The organism is Archangium violaceum Cb vi76 (genome assembly GCF_000733295.1).
Lineage (GTDB): Bacteria > Myxococcota > Myxococcia > Myxococcales > Myxococcaceae > Archangium > Archangium violaceum.
This window is the reverse complement of the sequence record NZ_JPMI01000275.1, coordinates 111834-128071: the sequence shown is the minus strand read 5'-3', so window position 1 is coordinate 128071 and position 16238 is coordinate 111834. Positions and strand designations below refer to the sequence as shown.

The 16238-nt window shown below is 69.0% G+C and carries 11 protein-coding genes; 6 read left to right on the top strand and 5 right to left on the bottom strand.

All coding sequences use genetic code 11. The features are described from left to right. Positions 1 to 133 precede the first annotated feature (133 nt). Complete coding sequence (locus Q664_RS37895; protein WP_043407428.1) at positions 134 to 1876, bottom strand: BamA/TamA family outer membrane protein; 1743 nt, start codon at positions 1874 to 1876, stop codon at positions 134 to 136. Between the two features lie 147 nt (positions 1877 to 2023). Here Q664_RS37895 and Q664_RS37890 point away from each other — a divergent pair, with 147 nt between their 5' ends. Next, positions 2024 to 2386, top strand: a complete 363-nt coding sequence (locus tag Q664_RS37890) for a response regulator (RefSeq protein WP_233165597.1) — start codon at positions 2024 to 2026, stop codon at positions 2384 to 2386. Here Q664_RS37890 and Q664_RS37885 read toward each other — a convergent pair. Next, entirely contained in the window at positions 2366 to 3250 is an 885-nt protein-coding gene (locus Q664_RS37885; protein ID WP_043407426.1) for a cobalamin-binding protein, read from the bottom strand. The two genes, Q664_RS37890 and Q664_RS37885, sit on opposite strands and share 21 nt — an antisense overlap. A gap of 121 nt (positions 3251 to 3371) precedes the next feature. On the opposite strand from Q664_RS37885, the gene Q664_RS37880 reads away from it, so the two are divergent. The 5 genes from Q664_RS37880 (at position 3372) to Q664_RS37860 (ending at position 10786) form a co-directional block, all read left to right on the top strand. Beyond that, positions 3372 to 4367: a hypothetical protein gene (locus Q664_RS37880; RefSeq protein WP_152622576.1), complete on the top strand. Its 996-nt coding sequence runs from the start codon at positions 3372 to 3374 to the stop codon at positions 4365 to 4367. 226 nt (positions 4368 to 4593) lie between these two features. Next, positions 4594 to 6255, top strand: a complete 1662-nt coding sequence (locus tag Q664_RS37875) for a serine/threonine protein kinase (RefSeq protein WP_043407420.1) — start codon at positions 4594 to 4596, stop codon at positions 6253 to 6255. A 7-nt stretch (positions 6256 to 6262) separates the two neighbouring features. After that, complete coding sequence (locus tag Q664_RS37870; protein ID WP_043407417.1) at positions 6263 to 8800, top strand: TonB-dependent receptor domain-containing protein; 2538 nt, start codon at positions 6263 to 6265, stop codon at positions 8798 to 8800. Then, a complete protein-coding gene (locus Q664_RS37865) occupies positions 8797 to 10023 on the top strand; it encodes a hypothetical protein (protein ID WP_043407414.1) in 1227 nt (408 codons plus the stop codon). The genes Q664_RS37870 and Q664_RS37865 overlap by 4 nt, the downstream gene beginning before the upstream one ends. 238 nt (positions 10024 to 10261) lie before the next feature. Further along, positions 10262 to 10786 carry a response regulator gene (locus Q664_RS37860; RefSeq protein ID WP_043407412.1) on the top strand — a complete coding sequence of 175 codons (525 nt, stop codon included), beginning with the start codon at positions 10262 to 10264 and terminating at the stop codon, positions 10784 to 10786. A 76-nt stretch (positions 10787 to 10862) separates the two neighbouring features. On the opposite strand, the gene Q664_RS62395 is transcribed toward Q664_RS37860, so the two are convergent. The 3 genes from Q664_RS62395 to Q664_RS37845 all read right to left on the bottom strand — a co-directional run bounded on the left by Q664_RS62395 (position 10863) and on the right by Q664_RS37845 (position 16077). Then, positions 10863 to 11456: an immunity 26/phosphotriesterase HocA family protein gene (locus tag Q664_RS62395; RefSeq protein ID WP_084610628.1), complete on the bottom strand. Its 594-nt coding sequence runs from the start codon at positions 11454 to 11456 to the stop codon at positions 10863 to 10865. Between the two features lie 203 nt (positions 11457 to 11659). Then, positions 11660 to 12445 (bottom strand): hypothetical protein, encoded by a 786-nt coding sequence (locus Q664_RS37850; RefSeq protein WP_043407406.1) that lies wholly within the window; start codon positions 12443 to 12445, stop codon positions 11660 to 11662. After that, complete coding sequence (locus Q664_RS37845; protein WP_152622575.1) at positions 12442 to 16077, bottom strand: hypothetical protein; 3636 nt, start codon at positions 16075 to 16077, stop codon at positions 12442 to 12444. The genes Q664_RS37850 and Q664_RS37845 overlap by 4 nt, the downstream gene beginning before the upstream one ends. Positions 16078 to 16238 lie beyond the last annotated feature (161 nt).

The window sequence follows — 16238 nt, the reverse complement described above, 5'->3', positions numbered from 1 at the left end:
ACGGGGTGAGGGTGCCACGCATCCCGGGTTGAACCCCCTGTCCACACTGGGGTCCATGGGTTGAAGAACAGGGACAGATACCCTCACCCTGACCCTCTCCCGAGGGGAGAGGGGATATTTTCACTGACAGGGATTAGAGCGGCGAGTCCAGGAAGCCCGGCCGGAACTCCGTCACCTGCCCACCGCTGAAGGAGAAGCGGCCACCGAACTCGGGGCGCTCGTCGTTGATGACGTACCCGAAGTCGAGGCGGAACGGGTAGGTGTTGAACTGGGGGAAGAGCAGCCGCAGCCCCACGCCCACCGAGTGCACGACGCCAGGGCGCTCATCGAACGCCGAGCCCCCATCGTAGAAGAGCACGCCCCCCAGGTGCACCGTGTAGAGGATGAGCGGCCGGGTGCGGTACTCCACGTTGAGCAACGCCATGCGCTTGCCCGAGTAGGCCTCCGGCCGCGCGCCCCGCAGTCCGTTGCCGCCACCGAGCAACAGCACGCGCTCGTTCAGGTCGTCGATGTTCACGTCCAGCAGGCCCCGCACCACGAAGCGCCCGCCGAGCACCTTCGGGGAGACCTGCTGAAACTCCACGGCCCAGCGGCGGTTGCTCCACGTCCCCGCCCCCTGCCCACCGAGAATCCTGCGCACGGAGGCGGCGGTGGCCAGCGAGGAGAGCGCGTCTCCCAGCCGCACCCGGTAGCGGCCCGTGAGACCCACCTCGGCGAAGTTCCCCGCCCCGGCCAGCAGCGGGGGGGCATAGCGCGCCGTGGCGGTGAGGTAGGGCCCCACCTGGAAGTCCTCGGAGAGGGCGTAGGAGTCCACGTCGCGCATGACCTCGTAACGCGTCTCCCAGAAGCGCGCGTAGCCGAGCACGTACGTGGCGTCCTCGGCGCGAGGCAGATAGGTGTCCCGCAGCCAGGCGCGCTGGGCCTCGTCCAACCCGGAGTCCGCGGGAGCCCCATAGCGCCGGTGGTACACGCCCACGCCTCCGCCCGCGTCCACCTTGTAGCGCGAGCCCCAGGAGCGCAGGTACAGCATGCTCCCGCTGAGCTCGCGCGCATCGTAGATGTAGGGCACCGTGCCGCCCTCGGGATACGGCAGTGCCCAGACCTCGGCCCCTCGGAAGACGCGAACGGGTTGCACGCGCCACACCGCCTGCACCTGGTAGCTCCAGGGCGTGTCCAGCGCGTAGAAGGGCCGCGTCACCAGCACGCTGCCTCGGGAGCCCTCGAGCTGACCGTTCTCCCGCCCGAAGATGAGCGAGGCCGTCTCACTGAGGTACCAGCGGCTGCCACCCAGGCGCGGATCCACGTACGTCTGCCCGAGGCTCACCGAGTCCCGGCGCAGCAGGAAGTCCAGCGCCACCTTCTTGTTCAGCCCGAGGAAGTTCTGCTCCGTGCCCTGCAGCCGCAGCGACTGGATCAGCGTGCCCACCACCTGGAAGTCCTGGTTGAGCCTCAGCGACCACAAGTCCTTGGTGATGACGAGCAGCGACACCGTGTCCGGCGTGGAGCCGCGCACCGGCACCACCCGCACCACCGCGAAGATGCCCAGCTTGCGCAGGTTGCGCGCCGTCTCGTACGCCAGCGCCGCCGAGTAGGGCTTCCCGGGCTCCAACAGCACCTCGCGCCGGATGACCGCCTCGCGGGTACGTGCGTGGAAAACATTGAGCAGCAGCGGATACGGGTCACTCGGGGCGACGACATCCTCGGAGGCCACGAGCACGGCCTCCAGGCGCTTGCCCTCGGGCTCCGGCTCGAGGCTCCGGCCTTCCTCGAGGGACAGGCCCCACTTCACGAGCGCGTCCTCGTAGCCCTCGGCGGGAGGGGGAGGGTCCGCCGCCAGCAGGGGCGCGATCAGGAGGGGCAGCCAGGCGAGCGACACGCTCACATCCTGACACGCCGCCAGGGCCCGGGAATACGCTAGTGAACAGCTCCTGCCCCCGCCGGGCTGGAGGGGATTCCCGGGCATGGCCGGAAGCGCGAGACTTCAGCCTTTCAAGAGATGCACCCCGTAAGGTCCGGACTCAACGTGAAGATTCTCCTGGTAGAGGACAACGAGGACATCCGCGAAGGGCTGACCGATCTCCTCGAGAGCGAGGGCTATTCGGTCTGCGGCAGCGGCACCGCGGAAGAGGGACTGGCCCGTTTGAGGTCGGACTCGTTCCATCTGGTCATCACCGACTACATGCTGCCGGGACAGAACGGCGATTGGATGCTGGAGCAGGCGGAGCGGGAGCACCGGCTGCGCGGCACGGGCGCGCTGATGATCACCGCCCACCCCCGGGTCCAGCCTCCCGCGGGCGTGCGCCTGATGCACAAGCCGCTGGACATCGACGACTTCCTGCGCGTGGTCTACGAGTCCATCACCCCATTACGGGCGGTCGGCGGGTAGCGGCGCGGCACGCAGATCTCCCGGGCGGGGCGAGGGCAGCTTCTCGCCCCGGGCGATGGCCGCCACGATGGCCGCGAGCTGCTCCACCCCATCCGACAGCGCCGCCGGGCCCGGCTGGAGGATGAACGAGCTCTTCACCTCGTAGAGCTGATCCTCCACCACCGCCGTCACCCGCTCCCAGCCCGGCCGCGAGGCGATCTTCTCGCGCTTCGCCTTGCGGCCACACCAACTGGCGATGACGCCTTCCGGGTCTCTCCGGGCCACCTCGGCCGGCTCGAAGATGCGGCCCTTCGCGGCCTGGGACTCGCGCGACTCGCGGCACACGTCCTCCCCGCCCACCAGCTCCACCAGCTCCGAGCACCAGCGGATGCCGGAGATGAGCGGCTCGTGCCACTCCTCGAAGAAGATGCGGGGCCGGCGGGGGAGACGCTCCGCCGCCTCCGCGTGCCGCACGAGGTGGGCCTCCAGCTCGTCCGCCAGCTTCTCCGCGGCCTCGGCCCGTCCCACCAGCGCCCCCACCACGCGCACCGTCTGGAGGATCTCCGCGAGCGAGCGCTGGTTGAAGAGGTACACGGGCACCCCGCGCTTGCACAGCTCGCGGCCGATGTCCGCCTGCAGGTCCGAGAATCCCAGCACCAGGTCCGGCTTCAGCTCGAGGATGCGCTCGAAGTTGGCGTCCAGGAAGGAGCTGACACGCGGCTTCTTGCGTGCCTCGGGCGGACGCACGGTGAAACCGGAGACGCCCACCACCAGGTCTCCAGCGCCAATGCGGTACAGCGTCTCGGTCGTCTCCTCGGTCATGCAGACGATGCGCTGGGGGTAGCGCGGCGCGGAGGAGAGCAGGGCCTTCAGCCGGTCGGTCATGAGACTCACTGTAAGGCTTCAACGGCTCTGGATCAGCGTCCCGTGTGGCCCCCTGGGCTTCCTCCCACCCGCCCTTCCGGACCATGCTCTGCCCTACCCCGAGCAGGGGATGGCGACCGACATGACACCCGTACGCACGACCTCCCGCACCTGGCTGCTCCTCGTCCTCCTGGCGGTGGCCTCGAGCGCCTGTGGCCCCCGTACCAAACAGCAGCGCCAGTCCCATGGCGAGAAGCGGACCGACGAGGCCACCCTGCTGCTCAACGAGGCCACGAACCACCTGCGGGAGCTGAACGCGGACCGGGCCGAGCCCCTGCTCGCCAAGGCGCAGGAGACGCTGGCCCACCCGGACGTGGAGTTGTCGCCCGAGGGGGAGATGCTGCGCTCGGAGCTGGCGGAGCTCCAGGCGCGAGTCCCCCGGGTGCGCGAGGAGAAGGTCCGGAGGGAGAAGCAGGCCGTCGCGGAGCGCGAGCGCAAGGAGCTCGAGGCCGCGGTGGAGAAGCAGCGGGACGCGGTGATGGAGGCGCTGTTCGCGGCCAACGAGGCACTGGATGCACTGGAGGGCAAGGAGGCTGGAAGCGCGCAGGTGACGGCGGCGAGCGACGCCATCCAGCGCACCCGCGAGCGGGTGAAGGCGGGCAAGGAGCTGGAGGCGAAGAGCGAGGACTACGCGGCCTCGGCGCGGAGCACCGAGCGGAAGCTGGAGCAGGCGGAGGCCCGGCTGAAGCAGGGGCGGAAGGTGATCGACTTCGTGTCCGGGCCGCTCAGTGGCAGCCTGGAGGCGCCGGAGCTGGAGAAGAAGGCGAGGAAGGAGAAGGACATCGCTGCGAGGCTCTCGCTCTACACGGAGGTGCGGGACCGCCACCGCGTGTGTGGAAGCGAGGCGGAGAAGCTGCTGTCCGAGATGCCCGAGCTCGCGCGCAGCCCGCTGCCGGTGAAGGGCCGTCCGATGGTGCTGAAGGCCGTCATCACGGGGTGCAAGAAGAAGGCGGGCCTCACCCAGCGCACGGTGGTGAAGCTGGAGAAGGCCAAGGTGAAGTTCGAGAAGGCCCAGGCGAAGCGCGAGAAGGCCCGGGAAGCCGCGAAGCAGAAGGCGCTCGCGCGCAAGCGCAAGTAGGCCTCACACCCACGGAGAAATCACCCCGGACGGGCCCGCGTTGACGCGGTGCGCAAGCCCAACGCCTCCTCCGGACGTGACGGATGTACGCCGGAGCCGTATTGTCGGCCCTCCATGAAAGCGGGAATCCAGCCGCTCCCGACTTTTCGGTATCAGCATGTCTGGTGGTAGCATACGAGACAGGTCACATTTCGCCCCACCCACTCGGCGGGCGGCGGGGGAGCTCATGGTACAAAGCGGCGCGCAACCCCAGAGCGCACCGGCCGACGTCGGAGATCCCCTCATCGGCAGGGTCCTCAACGACAAGTTCCGCATCGTCGAGGCGCTCGGCTCGGGTGGCATGGGCCGCGTGTACAAGGCCGTGCAGTCTCCCCTGGAGCGCCTGGTGGCGCTCAAGGTGCTCAACCCCCAGTACAGCGAGGGCAAGGACCCCGGCTTCCAGAAGCGCTTCTTCATGGAGGCGGCCGTCACCGCCAGGCTGCGCCACCCCAACACCGTCACCGTCATCGACTACGGCCGCACGGACGATGGCGTGCTGTACATCGCCATGGAGTACCTGGAGGGGCAGACGCTGGCGCAGCTCCTCACCCAGCACGGGCCGCTGCCGTGGATGCGGGTGATGAACATCGCCCAGCAGGTGGCGCGCTCGCTGCGCGAGGCGCACCGGGTGGGCCTCATCCACCGCGACCTCAAGCCCGCCAACATCATGGTCCTCAACCAGGAGGACGACCATGACGTGGTGAAGGTGCTGGACTTCGGGCTGGTGAAGTCCTTCCTCCCGGACCGGGGCGGCGCCCACGAGACGGAAATCACCCAGGCCGGCGTCATCCTCGGCTCGCCGCAGTACATGGCGCCCGAGCAGGCGCGCAACGTGTCCGACCCGCGCAGCGACGTGTACTCGCTGGGCGTGGTGATGTTCCAGATGCTGCTCGGGCGCCCGCCCTTCATGGCGGCGCAGAGCATCGACGTCATCTTCAAGCACCTCAACGAGGCCCCGCCCGTCTTCGCCGCCATCTGGCCCGGGCACACCGTGCCGCAGGAGGTGGAGGCGCTGGTGATGCGGTGCCTCTACAAGCGCCCCGAGGAGCGCTTCCAGTCCATGGACGAGGTGCTGGAGGCCATCCGCCGCGCCGCCTCGTCCGCGGGCTTCAGCGGGGCCTTCTCCAGCCCGCGCAACGCCATCACCAGCGGCTTCACGCCCCTGCCCGGTCAAGGCAGCGGACCGCATTCGGGCGCGCAGACCGGCCCCCTGCCCTCCCCGGGCTCCACCGGCGCGAGCACCGTGGCGCTCGACATCGCCGTGGAGGAGGCGCCCGCGAAGCCCTCCGTCCGGCGCACGCTGCCCCTGGCCCTCTTCGCGGGCTCGCTGATGCTCGGGCTCATCGTGGCCGCGGTGATGGCCATGCGCCCCCCCACGCCCCCGCCCGCTCCACAGCCCGAGCCCCTCCAGGCGGTGGCTCCGGCGGCGAAGACACCCGCCCCCGGGCCGCCCGCCACGGCGGAGGCCGCGCCCGCAGCCACGGCGGAGGCCGCGCCCGCAGCCACGGCGCAGCGGCCCGCCATCGAGCCCGACGTGTTGGCCGCTCCGCTCGTCCCGGCCGAGCCCGTGGCCATCCGCTTCGTGATCGACAGCGAGCCCGGTGGGGCGAAGGTGATGTACGAGGGGCGCGTGCTGGGAGAGACGCCCCTGGAGTTGCCGGTGCCTCCGGACGCCGATGGCCACGCGAGCGCCCGCCTCACCTTCGCGCTGGACGGCTACCAGCGCGTCACCGCCATCGCCACGGGCGAGGGGCCGGTGGTGCACCATACGCAGAAGCTGAAGAAGAAGTCCGGCTCCCGATCCTCCTCGGACAGGGGCTCCGCCGGCTACAAGGACGACCCCTACTGAGATTGTGATGAACCCGACCGCCTTGAAGCGAGCGGGCGCCCTCGCGTTGGTGCTGTACGCGGGGAGTGCCTTCGGCGACGCGCGCCTGGAGGCCCGCCGTCATTTCCGCACCGGGATGAGCCTCATCGGCCAGGGTCAGTACGACCAGGGCATCGCCGAGCTGCTGATCGCCTATTCCATCAAGCCGCACCCCAACGTCCTCTACAACATCGCCCGGGCCTACCAGGACGCGGGCCAGTTGACCGAGGCGGCTGACTACCTGCGGCGTTACATCGCCGCCAACCCGCCGGACGTGGCCACGGCGCAGGCCACGCTGACGAAGCTGGAGGAGTCGCTGCGGGCCGCCGAGGCGGCGAAGCAGGCCGAGCCAGCGGTGCCGGGGAAGAAGCCCGGACTGCCGCCCATGCCCCCGGCGCCCGGGGGTGCCGAGGCGGCCCGCTCGCTCGCGGTGCTGGTGGAGCGGTTGGAGAAGGCCATCGCCCGCGCCGAGTCCCTGCCCGCGGCGCCGGAATCCACCCCCACCGCGAAGTCCGCGCCGGCCGAGGCCAATGCGCCCGGAACCGGGGACGTGGCCAGTTCCGTCGAGGACGCGGGGGAAGTGCCCTACGAGGAGCGCGTGGTGACGGCCAGCCGCCGGGCCCAGTCCTCGCTGGAAGCGCCCAACGCCACCACGGTCATCACCTCCGAGGACATCCGCCTGTCGGGTGCCACCAGCCTGCCGGAGCTGCTGCGCCGCGTGCCGGGCGCCGAGGTGATGATGCTGGGGCCGGGCAGCGCCAACCTGTCGCTGCGCGGCTTCAACCAGCGCATCGCCAACAAGGTGCTGGTGCTGGTGGACGGCCGCACCGAGTACCAGGACTTCCTGGGCATGACGCTCTGGTCGTCCATCCCCGTGGAGCTGGAGGACATCGAGCGGATTGAAGTCATCCGCGGTCCGGGCAGCGCGCTCTACGGCGCCAACGCGATGCTGGGCGTGGTCAACATCATCACCCGCGCGCCGGGCACCGGCCCCGCCGCGCGCTTCCAGGCCCATGCCGGCAATGGCAACACCGCGGGTGGCAGCTTCGTGAGCCATGGCGGCACGGGCGGGCTGCGCTACCGCGCCTCGGCGGCGTACTCGCAGGCGGACAAGTGGAGCCGGGACTTCGCGGGAGACCGGCCGGACATGGCGGTGGTGGATCCTCAGCCGAACCTCGGCCTGCGCAGCGCGCGCGGCAACATGGCCACCAGCTACCGGTTCGACTCGGGGGCCACGCTGGGCCTGTCCGGCGGCGTCAACCGCTTCTACACGGAGGCCTACCCGCTCGGGGTGCTGCGCAACTTCTACCTGGACGGGGTGAGCGCCTTCGCCAAGGCGGACGCGGAGCTGGGGCCACTGAAGGTGAAGGCCTTCTGGAACCACCTCTCCGCGGACGCGGGGCCGCAGTACGAGGCCGTGGGCCAGCGCTCGCTGGCCACGAGCGTCGAGTCCAACCTCTTCAACGGCGAGGTGCTCTTCAGCAAGAGCTTCGAGTTGCTGGGTGAGCACCAGGTGAACGTGGGCGTGGAGGGCCGCCTCAAGCGCGTGGCGTGGAGCTACCTGGGCCCCCTGCGCGAGGAATTCCACGCCGCGGCCTTCGTGCAGGACGAGTGGCGCCTGGCGGAGCCCTTCCGCGTGGTGGCCTCCTACCGCGTGGACCGGCACCCGCTGCTGGACAATGGCCAGCCGGGCCTGGCCCACTCGCCGCGCGTGTCCGCCCTCTTCATGCCCTTCGAGGGCCATGCCTTCCGCGCCAGCGCGGCCTCGGCCTTCCGCGTGCCCACGTTCCTGGAGAGCTACATGGGCGTGCGCGTCCCCATCCCGGGCGTCAACGGCGCCAGCGCGCTGTCCAGCGGCAACCGGGCGCTCCAGGCGGAGCAGATGCTGGCGCTCGAGCTGGGCTACCGCGGCGAGGCCCCCAGCCTGGGCATGGACTGGGACGTGGCCCTGTACCAGAACCGGGTGAGCAACCTCATCCACCTGTCCGCCGTGAAGCCCCTGCCGGCGGGCGAGTCCTGGGACGCGGAGACGGGCACGTATCTGCTGGGCCGCTCCCTCTTCGAGAACGAGGCGGCCGTCTACACCGCCCGCGGCGCCGAGGCCGGCGTGACGCTGGCCCCGGTGGACGGCCTCGGCATCAAGGCCAACGCCGCCTACCAGCTGGTGTCGTCCGAGGGCGAGCAGGGCCTGTGCGGCCCCTGCAGCCAGGCGCCCCAGTTCAAGCTCTTCGGCGGCATCACCTACCGCACGCGCCAGGCGCTGGAGCTGGGCGTGGACGTGGCCTGGACGTCCGCCACCACCTGGGTGGAGCGGGAGCCCTCGTCCAAGGACCCCACCCTCATCGAGCCGCTGGCCAATGCCCTGCCCGCCTACGCCGTCATCAACGCCCGCGTGGGCTACACGCCGGTGAAGGACCGGGTGTCGGTGGCGCTGGTGGGCTCCAACCTGGGCCCCACACACGCCCAGCACCCCTTCGGCAACCGCATCGAGCGCCGCGTGCTCGCCCTCCTGACGGTGACCCCATGAGCTCCTCCTTCCCCAAGACGCTGGTGGGGCTGGCCCTCGCGTCCGTGCTCGCCACGGGCTGCGAGCCCCCACCCGTGAAGCCCACCGATGACCAGCGCCAGAACCAGGAGCTGTCCCGCATCGACGGCCAGGTGGTGGTGCAGAGCCAGGCGCGCGGCAACGCCATCGTCCTGCTCTACGACGCCACCCATCCGCCTCCGCCCCAGGGCGCGGGCCGCCCGGTGAGCTTCACCGTCATCCCCGCGCAGAAGCTCTTCGGACCGGCGCAGCCGGGCTCCTCCGGCCCCTTCACCGCGTCCTTCTCCTTCAGCCTCGTGGCCCCGGGGCGCTATCTGCTGCGCGGCTTCATCGACGCGGACACGTGCCTCACGGGTGCCTCGCCCTGCCACGGCCCGGACTTCATCCCCTGGTACGGCGTCACCGGCGAGCCCAACGCCGGAGACGTGGGCGGCGCCGCGGTGGACCCCGTGACCCGCGTGCCACGCGTGGTGGAGGTGGGCGAGGGCCCGGACGGAACCCTCCAGGCCACCACCGGCGTCATCGTGAGCTTCAGCGACACGAGCGCCATCCCCCTCGAGCGGCCCGCCTTCCGCGTGGAGGGCTCCCCCCGGTTCGACCTCGTGATGGGGACCAAGCGGCTCGACCTCTGGCCCGTGCAGGTGCGCGAGGGCGGGGTGACGGCGGGCGCTCCCGCCCTGGTCGTGCGCTACGTGGACGACAACGGCGACGGCGTGCCCGACGACGCCGACGCGGACGGCCAGCTGGACCTGTGGCCGCGCGTGCTGGTGCGCAAGCTGGCCGACACGGAGGGCTCGCTCGCCGACGAGAACGACCTGGACCGGGACGGCATCCTCGATGACTCGGGCGCCGACTACCCCCGGAACGATGGCACCCTCGACGGGATGCCGGATCAGGTGGTGCTCGCCGCGGGGCTGGTGACGGACCCGGTGTATGCCGCGCTGCGCAAGCCCGATGGCACTCCGCGCATGGAAGCCGTGGCCGTCCCTTCACTGGGAGTCTTCATACAACCCCATGCGTATGACGTGCGCGACCCGACCAGACGGGTGCCGCTGAAGTCCGTGCCCTCCGGCCGCTACGCCCTCACGCTCGTCCAGTTCACCGGCCAGACGTGGCGCGTGCCCAACGAGCTCTCTCCTCCTCTCGCAAAAGAGGACGGACTGCCCGCGGTGGAGAGCCAATCGTTCGTTCTCGAAGTGCCGTGAAAAAGGCTCATCCCAGCGGCGCGAAAAACTCCAGCGCCAGGCCACGGGCCGCTTTGACTTCGCGTTGTCCGTCGGACAACATACAGTAGGAATTCCCGGACAGGGATGTGGAGGGGGGACAGTGCAGGGAGACTCTCCAATGAAGCCGGCAACTGTTGTGCCAGAAGCAGCGGCGACCTCATCGCCACGTCCGACGTCGGCGCCCACCGAGCCGCCGCGGCCCGCTGCCGTTTCCACCGTGCCGGCGCTGACCCCGGTGCCCCCCTCCGAGCCGTCGCGTCCCTTCGGTGTGCTCAACGCCGAGACGGCGAAGGCCTTCGCCGCCGCGGCTTCCACCGAGACGCGCGCCTTCGCCCGTCCGGAGCCCGGCGTGCAGCCTCAGCGCGTGTTGCTGGTGGATGACAGCCGCTCCATCCGGACGCTGCTGAAGATCTACCTGATGGCGCGCTCCTTCGAGTACATCGAGGCCGAGTCGGCCGAGGCGGGCCTGAAGGTGCTGGAGACGCAGCCGGTGGACCTCATCCTCACCGACTTCCACATGGACGGGATGAACGGCGCGGACTTCGCGGCGACGGTGCGGGCCAGCAAGGACGCGAAGATCTCCAAGATTCCCATCCTGATGATGACGGGAGACGCGAACGCCGCCGAGGTGCGCAACAAGGGCCAGAAGGCGGGCATCAACGCCTTCGTGCGCAAGCCGGTGAGCTGCGCCCAGCTGATGACGCTGGTGGACACCATCCTGCCGCCGCCCAAGAAGGCCTGAGCGGCCGAGGCCCTCCCAGGTAGCCCCGCTCTTCCAAGCCCGGCCGGAGTGGCCGGGCGCCAGGGCCCGGAGACCGCTATCGCAGGCGGACCTTCAGGTGCTCCACCGTGAAATTGGGCCGCCCCATGAAGGTGTCGAGCAGGCGTTCCTCGACATCGGACTGCTCCCAGACCGCCAGTCGCTCGAGCCCGACACACTCCTGGGGCTCGGCATCTCTCGAATTGCCGGCGGTGTCGAAGATCTTGCAGCGACGGAAGTCTCCCACATCCTGCCTGAACTGGACGATGGGTTGAGCCAGCGGCTCCTCAATCGCTCTCCATCCGATGATCTCCCACGGACTCAGGTCCGAATGGCGGATGGCCACCTTGAAGAGGATTGGCTTGGATGCGATCCGGTCAAGGTCTGCGTCAGGACTGTTGGTCCTGTACTCGTAGAAGGCATCATGCGGTGGCTCGAGTACCCTCCCGTAGCCGAAAGAACCGTCGGCAAGGGGGATTCTCAGAAGGGCCCCCGGTCTATGTATGTTTTGACCATTTTCCAATATCCCGTGTAGGGATGGAGCTGACCCCAGCGCTCTGAAATTCCAGGGGTCTGGTGAGTTCGAAGACCATGCTGGCTCGTCCCGAGTAGTAGCGATTGGTACTCCTATTGAACCGCGTGCAGGTTGCATCAATGCGGCCCAGCATTGTCTTGTCATTCCTGCCTGTCTCTGGTTTCGGCGAGGCACAGGGAGGAGCGAGCGCGGCGGACGCCGTTCCCGTCTGGGCATTGGAAGCCCCTGTTTCCGCTCCGTTGGGCGCATGGGGTATTGACCATCAACACCATCAAGAAGCGTGCGCGGCAACCCCCTGGAAGAAGCCGTCCCTGCACCCGTCACTCGTTCCGGAACCACATCGCCGGGATGCCCAGCGCCGCCAGAATACGCTCAGGTGAACGCTCGCCCTTGATGTCGCTAAAAACCGGGAAGGGTGGAAGCTCATACGGCGGCTGCGCGAACTGTCCGATGCACTCTCCTCCCCGAAGTACGCTGACGTAAAATGTGTCCAGGCTCGGTGACGCTGTCACTCCATACACAGTCGCATGAGGGAGTCTTTCTGAAAGAGCAACATGAACGAAGCCTATGTTGCCTGTTTCGCTGGAAATCCGTAGCCCTTGCGGGGTCTCCTCGAATCGGTAGTGTCCTGGAGGAAACGGGTCGTCGGCCTCCTCCAGCACGCGAGGTGCCTCTTGCGCCCTGAGGCCTTCCACCAATGCGATCTTGCGCAAGGGTTTCCTCGCGGGCGAGTCCGGCGACGCCTCGCTGCCTGGCAGCGCGCAGCCAAGAGACTCCGCCAACTCTTCCGGATCCTCATCCTCCAGAACATCGAGCGCACCGTTTCGCCACGACATGACAGTCCACGGGTCATTGGCGCGCTCAATCGAGTACACGGACTCATCACATTCGAGCGACAGGGCCTCGGCGATTTGCATCTCGGCACCAATGTCGATGGGGTCCGTCCCCACGATGGCATGGTAACGGCCACTGCCCGGGATGAACTCGAAGGGCAACTCTTCCCCGTCCTCTTCATCCCAGTCCGGCATCGCGATGGCCCGCGCGCGGCTCTCCAGCCGTGTGGGCTCGCCTGGAGCCAGGACCGCCCAGAGAGGCCACCGGCTCATGGCGCACCTCCGGACAAGTTCTCCGGTAGATTCAGTGCCGCACGCAACTGCTTCGTCTTGTTCAGGATCTCCACTTCCTTCACCTGGATGAGCATTGTTCCTGGTGCGTTGTCCTGTAGAAAATCAAGGAGCTTGAATTTGGTGGGTCCGCTCAATTTGTCTGTGCTGACGAGAAACGGTTTCCCTCGGGGGGCCTTCGCCGCGTCCGCGAGTTGGTCGAGCAGTCGCTGGAGTTGCTTGACGAGCGTCCCCTGCTGCTTGTTGAGCTGGGCACCTCTTCGTCCGGCCAGCCAGGCGTCCAGCGCCGTGCGCCACCGGTTTTCGCTCCAACCTTTAACTTCCACCCCATGTTGAAGCTTCGGCCCCATCATGGCCGTCAGCACCTCGTCGATGATGTGCCCTCCTCCCATTTTCACCTGCCGCCCAGTCAACTGGAAGCCCGGGAAGAGCTTGCGCGCGTTGTCCTCTGTCAGCATCTCCGTCGCGAGACCTCGGAGTTGCTCGCGCACCCACCGCTGTAGCTTCAAATTCCCCGGTTCCGCCGCTGCCCGCTGGAAGTCTTTCCAGGGCGTCATCTTGTTCCTGCCCATGGCGTTGAGTGCCTCCAGGGTCAGCGATGTGGAGCGCAGCCAGCTCAGGTCCACCTTGCTCCGGCAGGCCTTCCTCGCCAGTGCAACCACTGCCTCAGCGTCCAGTTCCGGGTGACTGACGAGCCACTCGGCCTCCTTCAGGAAGGCAAGCGGGTCCTTCAAGCTCCGTGCTCCTGAGTGCCGCAGCAGCTCCGCGAGCGCCGGTGTCGCCTCACTACGGACAGAGGCGCGCAACGAGTCGACGGCGGCGAGGTAGGCCTGGGCCTTGTCAGCCGGCAGCGCCGCCGCACGCAGTGCCACCGCACCATAGGCACGCGCCAGCTGCTGGCTCTCCGCCGCCAGCAGCTTCAGCGCCTCCAGCGTCTTCTCGGCCTCCTGGGCCGTGAGCCCCGCACTGCGAATGCCACCGAGGGCCCGTGCGGCGGCGATTTCCCCGCGGATGGCGAAGAAGGCCTGCGTGAAAGCCTCGGCGCCGCCAGGAAGGGAAAACCGCAGTCCGTCCGGTGTCGCAACGGCCTTGCCCTCGGCGAGCATCCGCTCCAGCGTCTTCACCAGCGCGTGGACGGACTCCACCGACTCACGCATTCCGGACGAGGCCCGGGCGCCCGCCGCGCTCAACGCCAGCCTGCCCCGGTGTACCAGCTCGCGGCCGATGCCCGAGGTGGCGAGCTTGTGGATGTCCCTGCCGGCCAGCGCCACCATGGCCAGGTCGTGCACCGCGAGGAACGCCCGTCCCTCGGGCGTCCGCGACAGCTCGTCCCGGTACGTGTCCACTCCAGCCAGGACCGCCACCAGCGACATGCGGCCCGCGAACAAGCGCACCGCCGCTCCGCGTGCTGCGATGAGCGTGCTGCCTTGCGCGGCGTTGGCTGCCCCTGTTGTCAGCAGCGGCGGCTTCGCCAGGGCGGACACGGCGCCGTACACCATGTGCAGTTCGCCGATGCGGCTCACCGCCGACCAGGCCAGCGACGCGTCCGGCGTGGAGGCGAGCAGGGCCAGCTCCATGGCCGTCATCAGGCGCGTGCGCGGCTGCGGCCCATGCACTTCCACCCTCACCCACTCCAGCGGGTGCAGGGCCCGGCTGCGCGGCAGTTCGTCCACGGAGGAGAAGTAGCGCGCCTGGAATTCCTGCCGCACCGGCTGGAAGTACAGGGCCATGCGCCTGGCGAGCCCCACCGCTTCTCCGGGCAGGGCGGGTTCGGCTCCCAGGCGTACGCCCTGCCGCGCCTCCCATGCCTCCGGCGCCACCAACACCGTGGACACCCGCCCGGAGGCGACGTTGAGCAGGTGCGTCGTCTCGCCCTCACGCCCCAGGTGGAAGCCAGGCAGGGACTCGAGCAGGTCCAGCGTGAGGGGAAAGGAGGCGAGCGCCTTCTGGGTGAATGCCTGTCCCAGCAACACCTTGTTGTCGGGTGAATTGCCGCCGAGCAGCTTCTCCAGCGCCCCACTCGAGGTGAGCTTGCGCTCCAGCGGGGGGAAGTCCCCGTCCAGCGTGGACAGCAGCATCCGCGTCAGCAGGTGCACTGCGTCCTCCCTCCTGTCCGAGGTGAGCGCGGGGCCCGTGAGGACGGTGTTGAAGACACCCAGGCGCTCCTCCGGGGTGAGCAGGGAGAGCACATCGTGGTCGAGGGCGAGCAGCGGCTGGGGCTCATGCGGTGTCGCCGTGGCCAGGGCTGTCTCGAGAAGTTCCCGCCGAAGGGCCACCAACCCGCCCGTACCGGCCCCCAGCCCCGGCCGCCAGTCTCCCGGGCGGATGAAGAGCGTCCCGGGGTAGTACCAGTAGAAGTCACCCTCGGGGTGCGCTAGCGGTTCGGGGGCCCCCGCGGAGAGGCGGAAGTAGACTCTGTAGCCACGCCAGCGCTCATCCTCCCCGGGAATGATGACGCACGAGCCCCTGTGGGGGAGGTTACGCACCCGCAGTTCGGCGCGCTCCAGGGAGGACTCCGAGGTGAGCAACTCCTGGAGTTGTACCTGGATGCTGGAGCCATCCGGGAAGTAGAAGCGCCCCACCACGTCTCCTGGCGAGAGGACGGGTGAACCATCCGTGACGGTGTAGCTCGTCTTCCAGCGCTCGGAGCGCAGGGCGATGGCCTTCCGCAGGGGCTCGGAGGCTTCTCCCAGAAAGTGCCAGTCCTGGGCGAGCGAGTCCCCCAGCAGCCCGCGTGGCTTCGCGTCCCGCCAGGGCGCCAGTGTCTGGAGGTAGCTGTCGAAGTAGCTCTGGCCGGAGCCGTCTGGAATCTCCGAGCGCTGGGACCAGCGCAGGCCGCGCTCCACGAGCGCTTCGGCCCCGGGCCTGTCCACGGACTGAGCCGAGAGCCATGCGCGGCTCCACGTGTTGTCCGTTTTCAGCCGCTCGTCCAGGGCACCACGTACCTGCGCGAGGAGCTCGGGCCGCAATGAGGATGGCTGGCGCACGCGCACGCACTGGCGTGGCTCCCCTTCAGCGTTGGGGGGCGCCGGGCGGGGCTCGAAGTCGAAGGCGCCCACCGCGGACGCATCCCCGAAGAATCGCGAGGCGAGCTCCTCCCGGGAGGCGTACGCGGAAACCCAGAGCAACTCCGGACGCTCTGGGTCCACCTGCACGGAGAGCGGGACCTGCTGGGGCGAGAGGAAGGCCAGCGCGCTGTCCCCCTCGTCCTCCGGCGTGCCCTCTTGCTCCGTCTCCACTTGCTCATCCTCGAGCCACTCGGGTGGCATGTCCTCCATGGGCGGGAGGCGCCAGGTGCGCTCCAGGGCAGGCATGTCCTGGCGGCCCCAGTCATAGGTGAGGGTGAGCACCCCTCCGGCGCCCACGCCCTCCGGGACGGCCACCTCCACCTCTTCCCGGCCCGGCTCGGGACTCACCAGCCGGGGCAGCGGCGCAGGCGGGTAGCCCCTGCGTGGCTCCACCCGCAGCCGCGTTCCCTCGCCCCAGAGGAACTCCCCCGCGGCGATGACTTCATCGCCTGCTTCCACCACGAGGGTGCCCGGGTCCATCACCCTGAGGGAGAGCACGCCCTCCTTCCAGTCTTCCAGGCTGGGGCTGAGTGCTTTCTCTCGCATATGCGCTTTCACCGAGAGCATCACCCGCTCTCTCCTCAACTCACCGCCTGCCGCGCTCATGCTGGCTACAAGGTAGCTCATCACCAGGAGGGTCTGGAGGCTCTTTGCACGGGCGGCTTCACGCATGTTCCCATCCCTGTGCTCCTCCGGCCACCTCCCAA

Coding starts and splice junctions, on each gene's coding strand:
- Q664_RS37875 (WP_043407420.1), top strand. CDS start 4,594: ATGGTACAAAGCGGCGCGCAACCCCAGAGCGCACCGGCCGACGTCGGA.
- Q664_RS37880 (WP_152622576.1), top strand. CDS start 3,372: ATGACACCCGTACGCACGACCTCCCGCACCTGGCTGCTCCTCGTCCTC.
- Q664_RS37845 (WP_152622575.1), bottom strand. CDS start 16,077: ATGCGAGAGAAAGCACTCAGCCCCAGCCTGGAAGACTGGAAGGAGGGC.
- Q664_RS37865 (WP_043407414.1), top strand. CDS start 8,797: ATGAGCTCCTCCTTCCCCAAGACGCTGGTGGGGCTGGCCCTCGCGTCC.
- Q664_RS37850 (WP_043407406.1), bottom strand. CDS start 12,445: ATGAGCCGGTGGCCTCTCTGGGCGGTCCTGGCTCCAGGCGAGCCCACA.
- Q664_RS37870 (WP_043407417.1), top strand. CDS start 6,263: ATGAACCCGACCGCCTTGAAGCGAGCGGGCGCCCTCGCGTTGGTGCTG.
- Q664_RS62395 (WP_084610628.1), bottom strand. CDS start 11,456: ATGCAACCTGCACGCGGTTCAATAGGAGTACCAATCGCTACTACTCGG.
- Q664_RS37885 (WP_043407426.1), bottom strand. CDS start 3,250: ATGACCGACCGGCTGAAGGCCCTGCTCTCCTCCGCGCCGCGCTACCCC.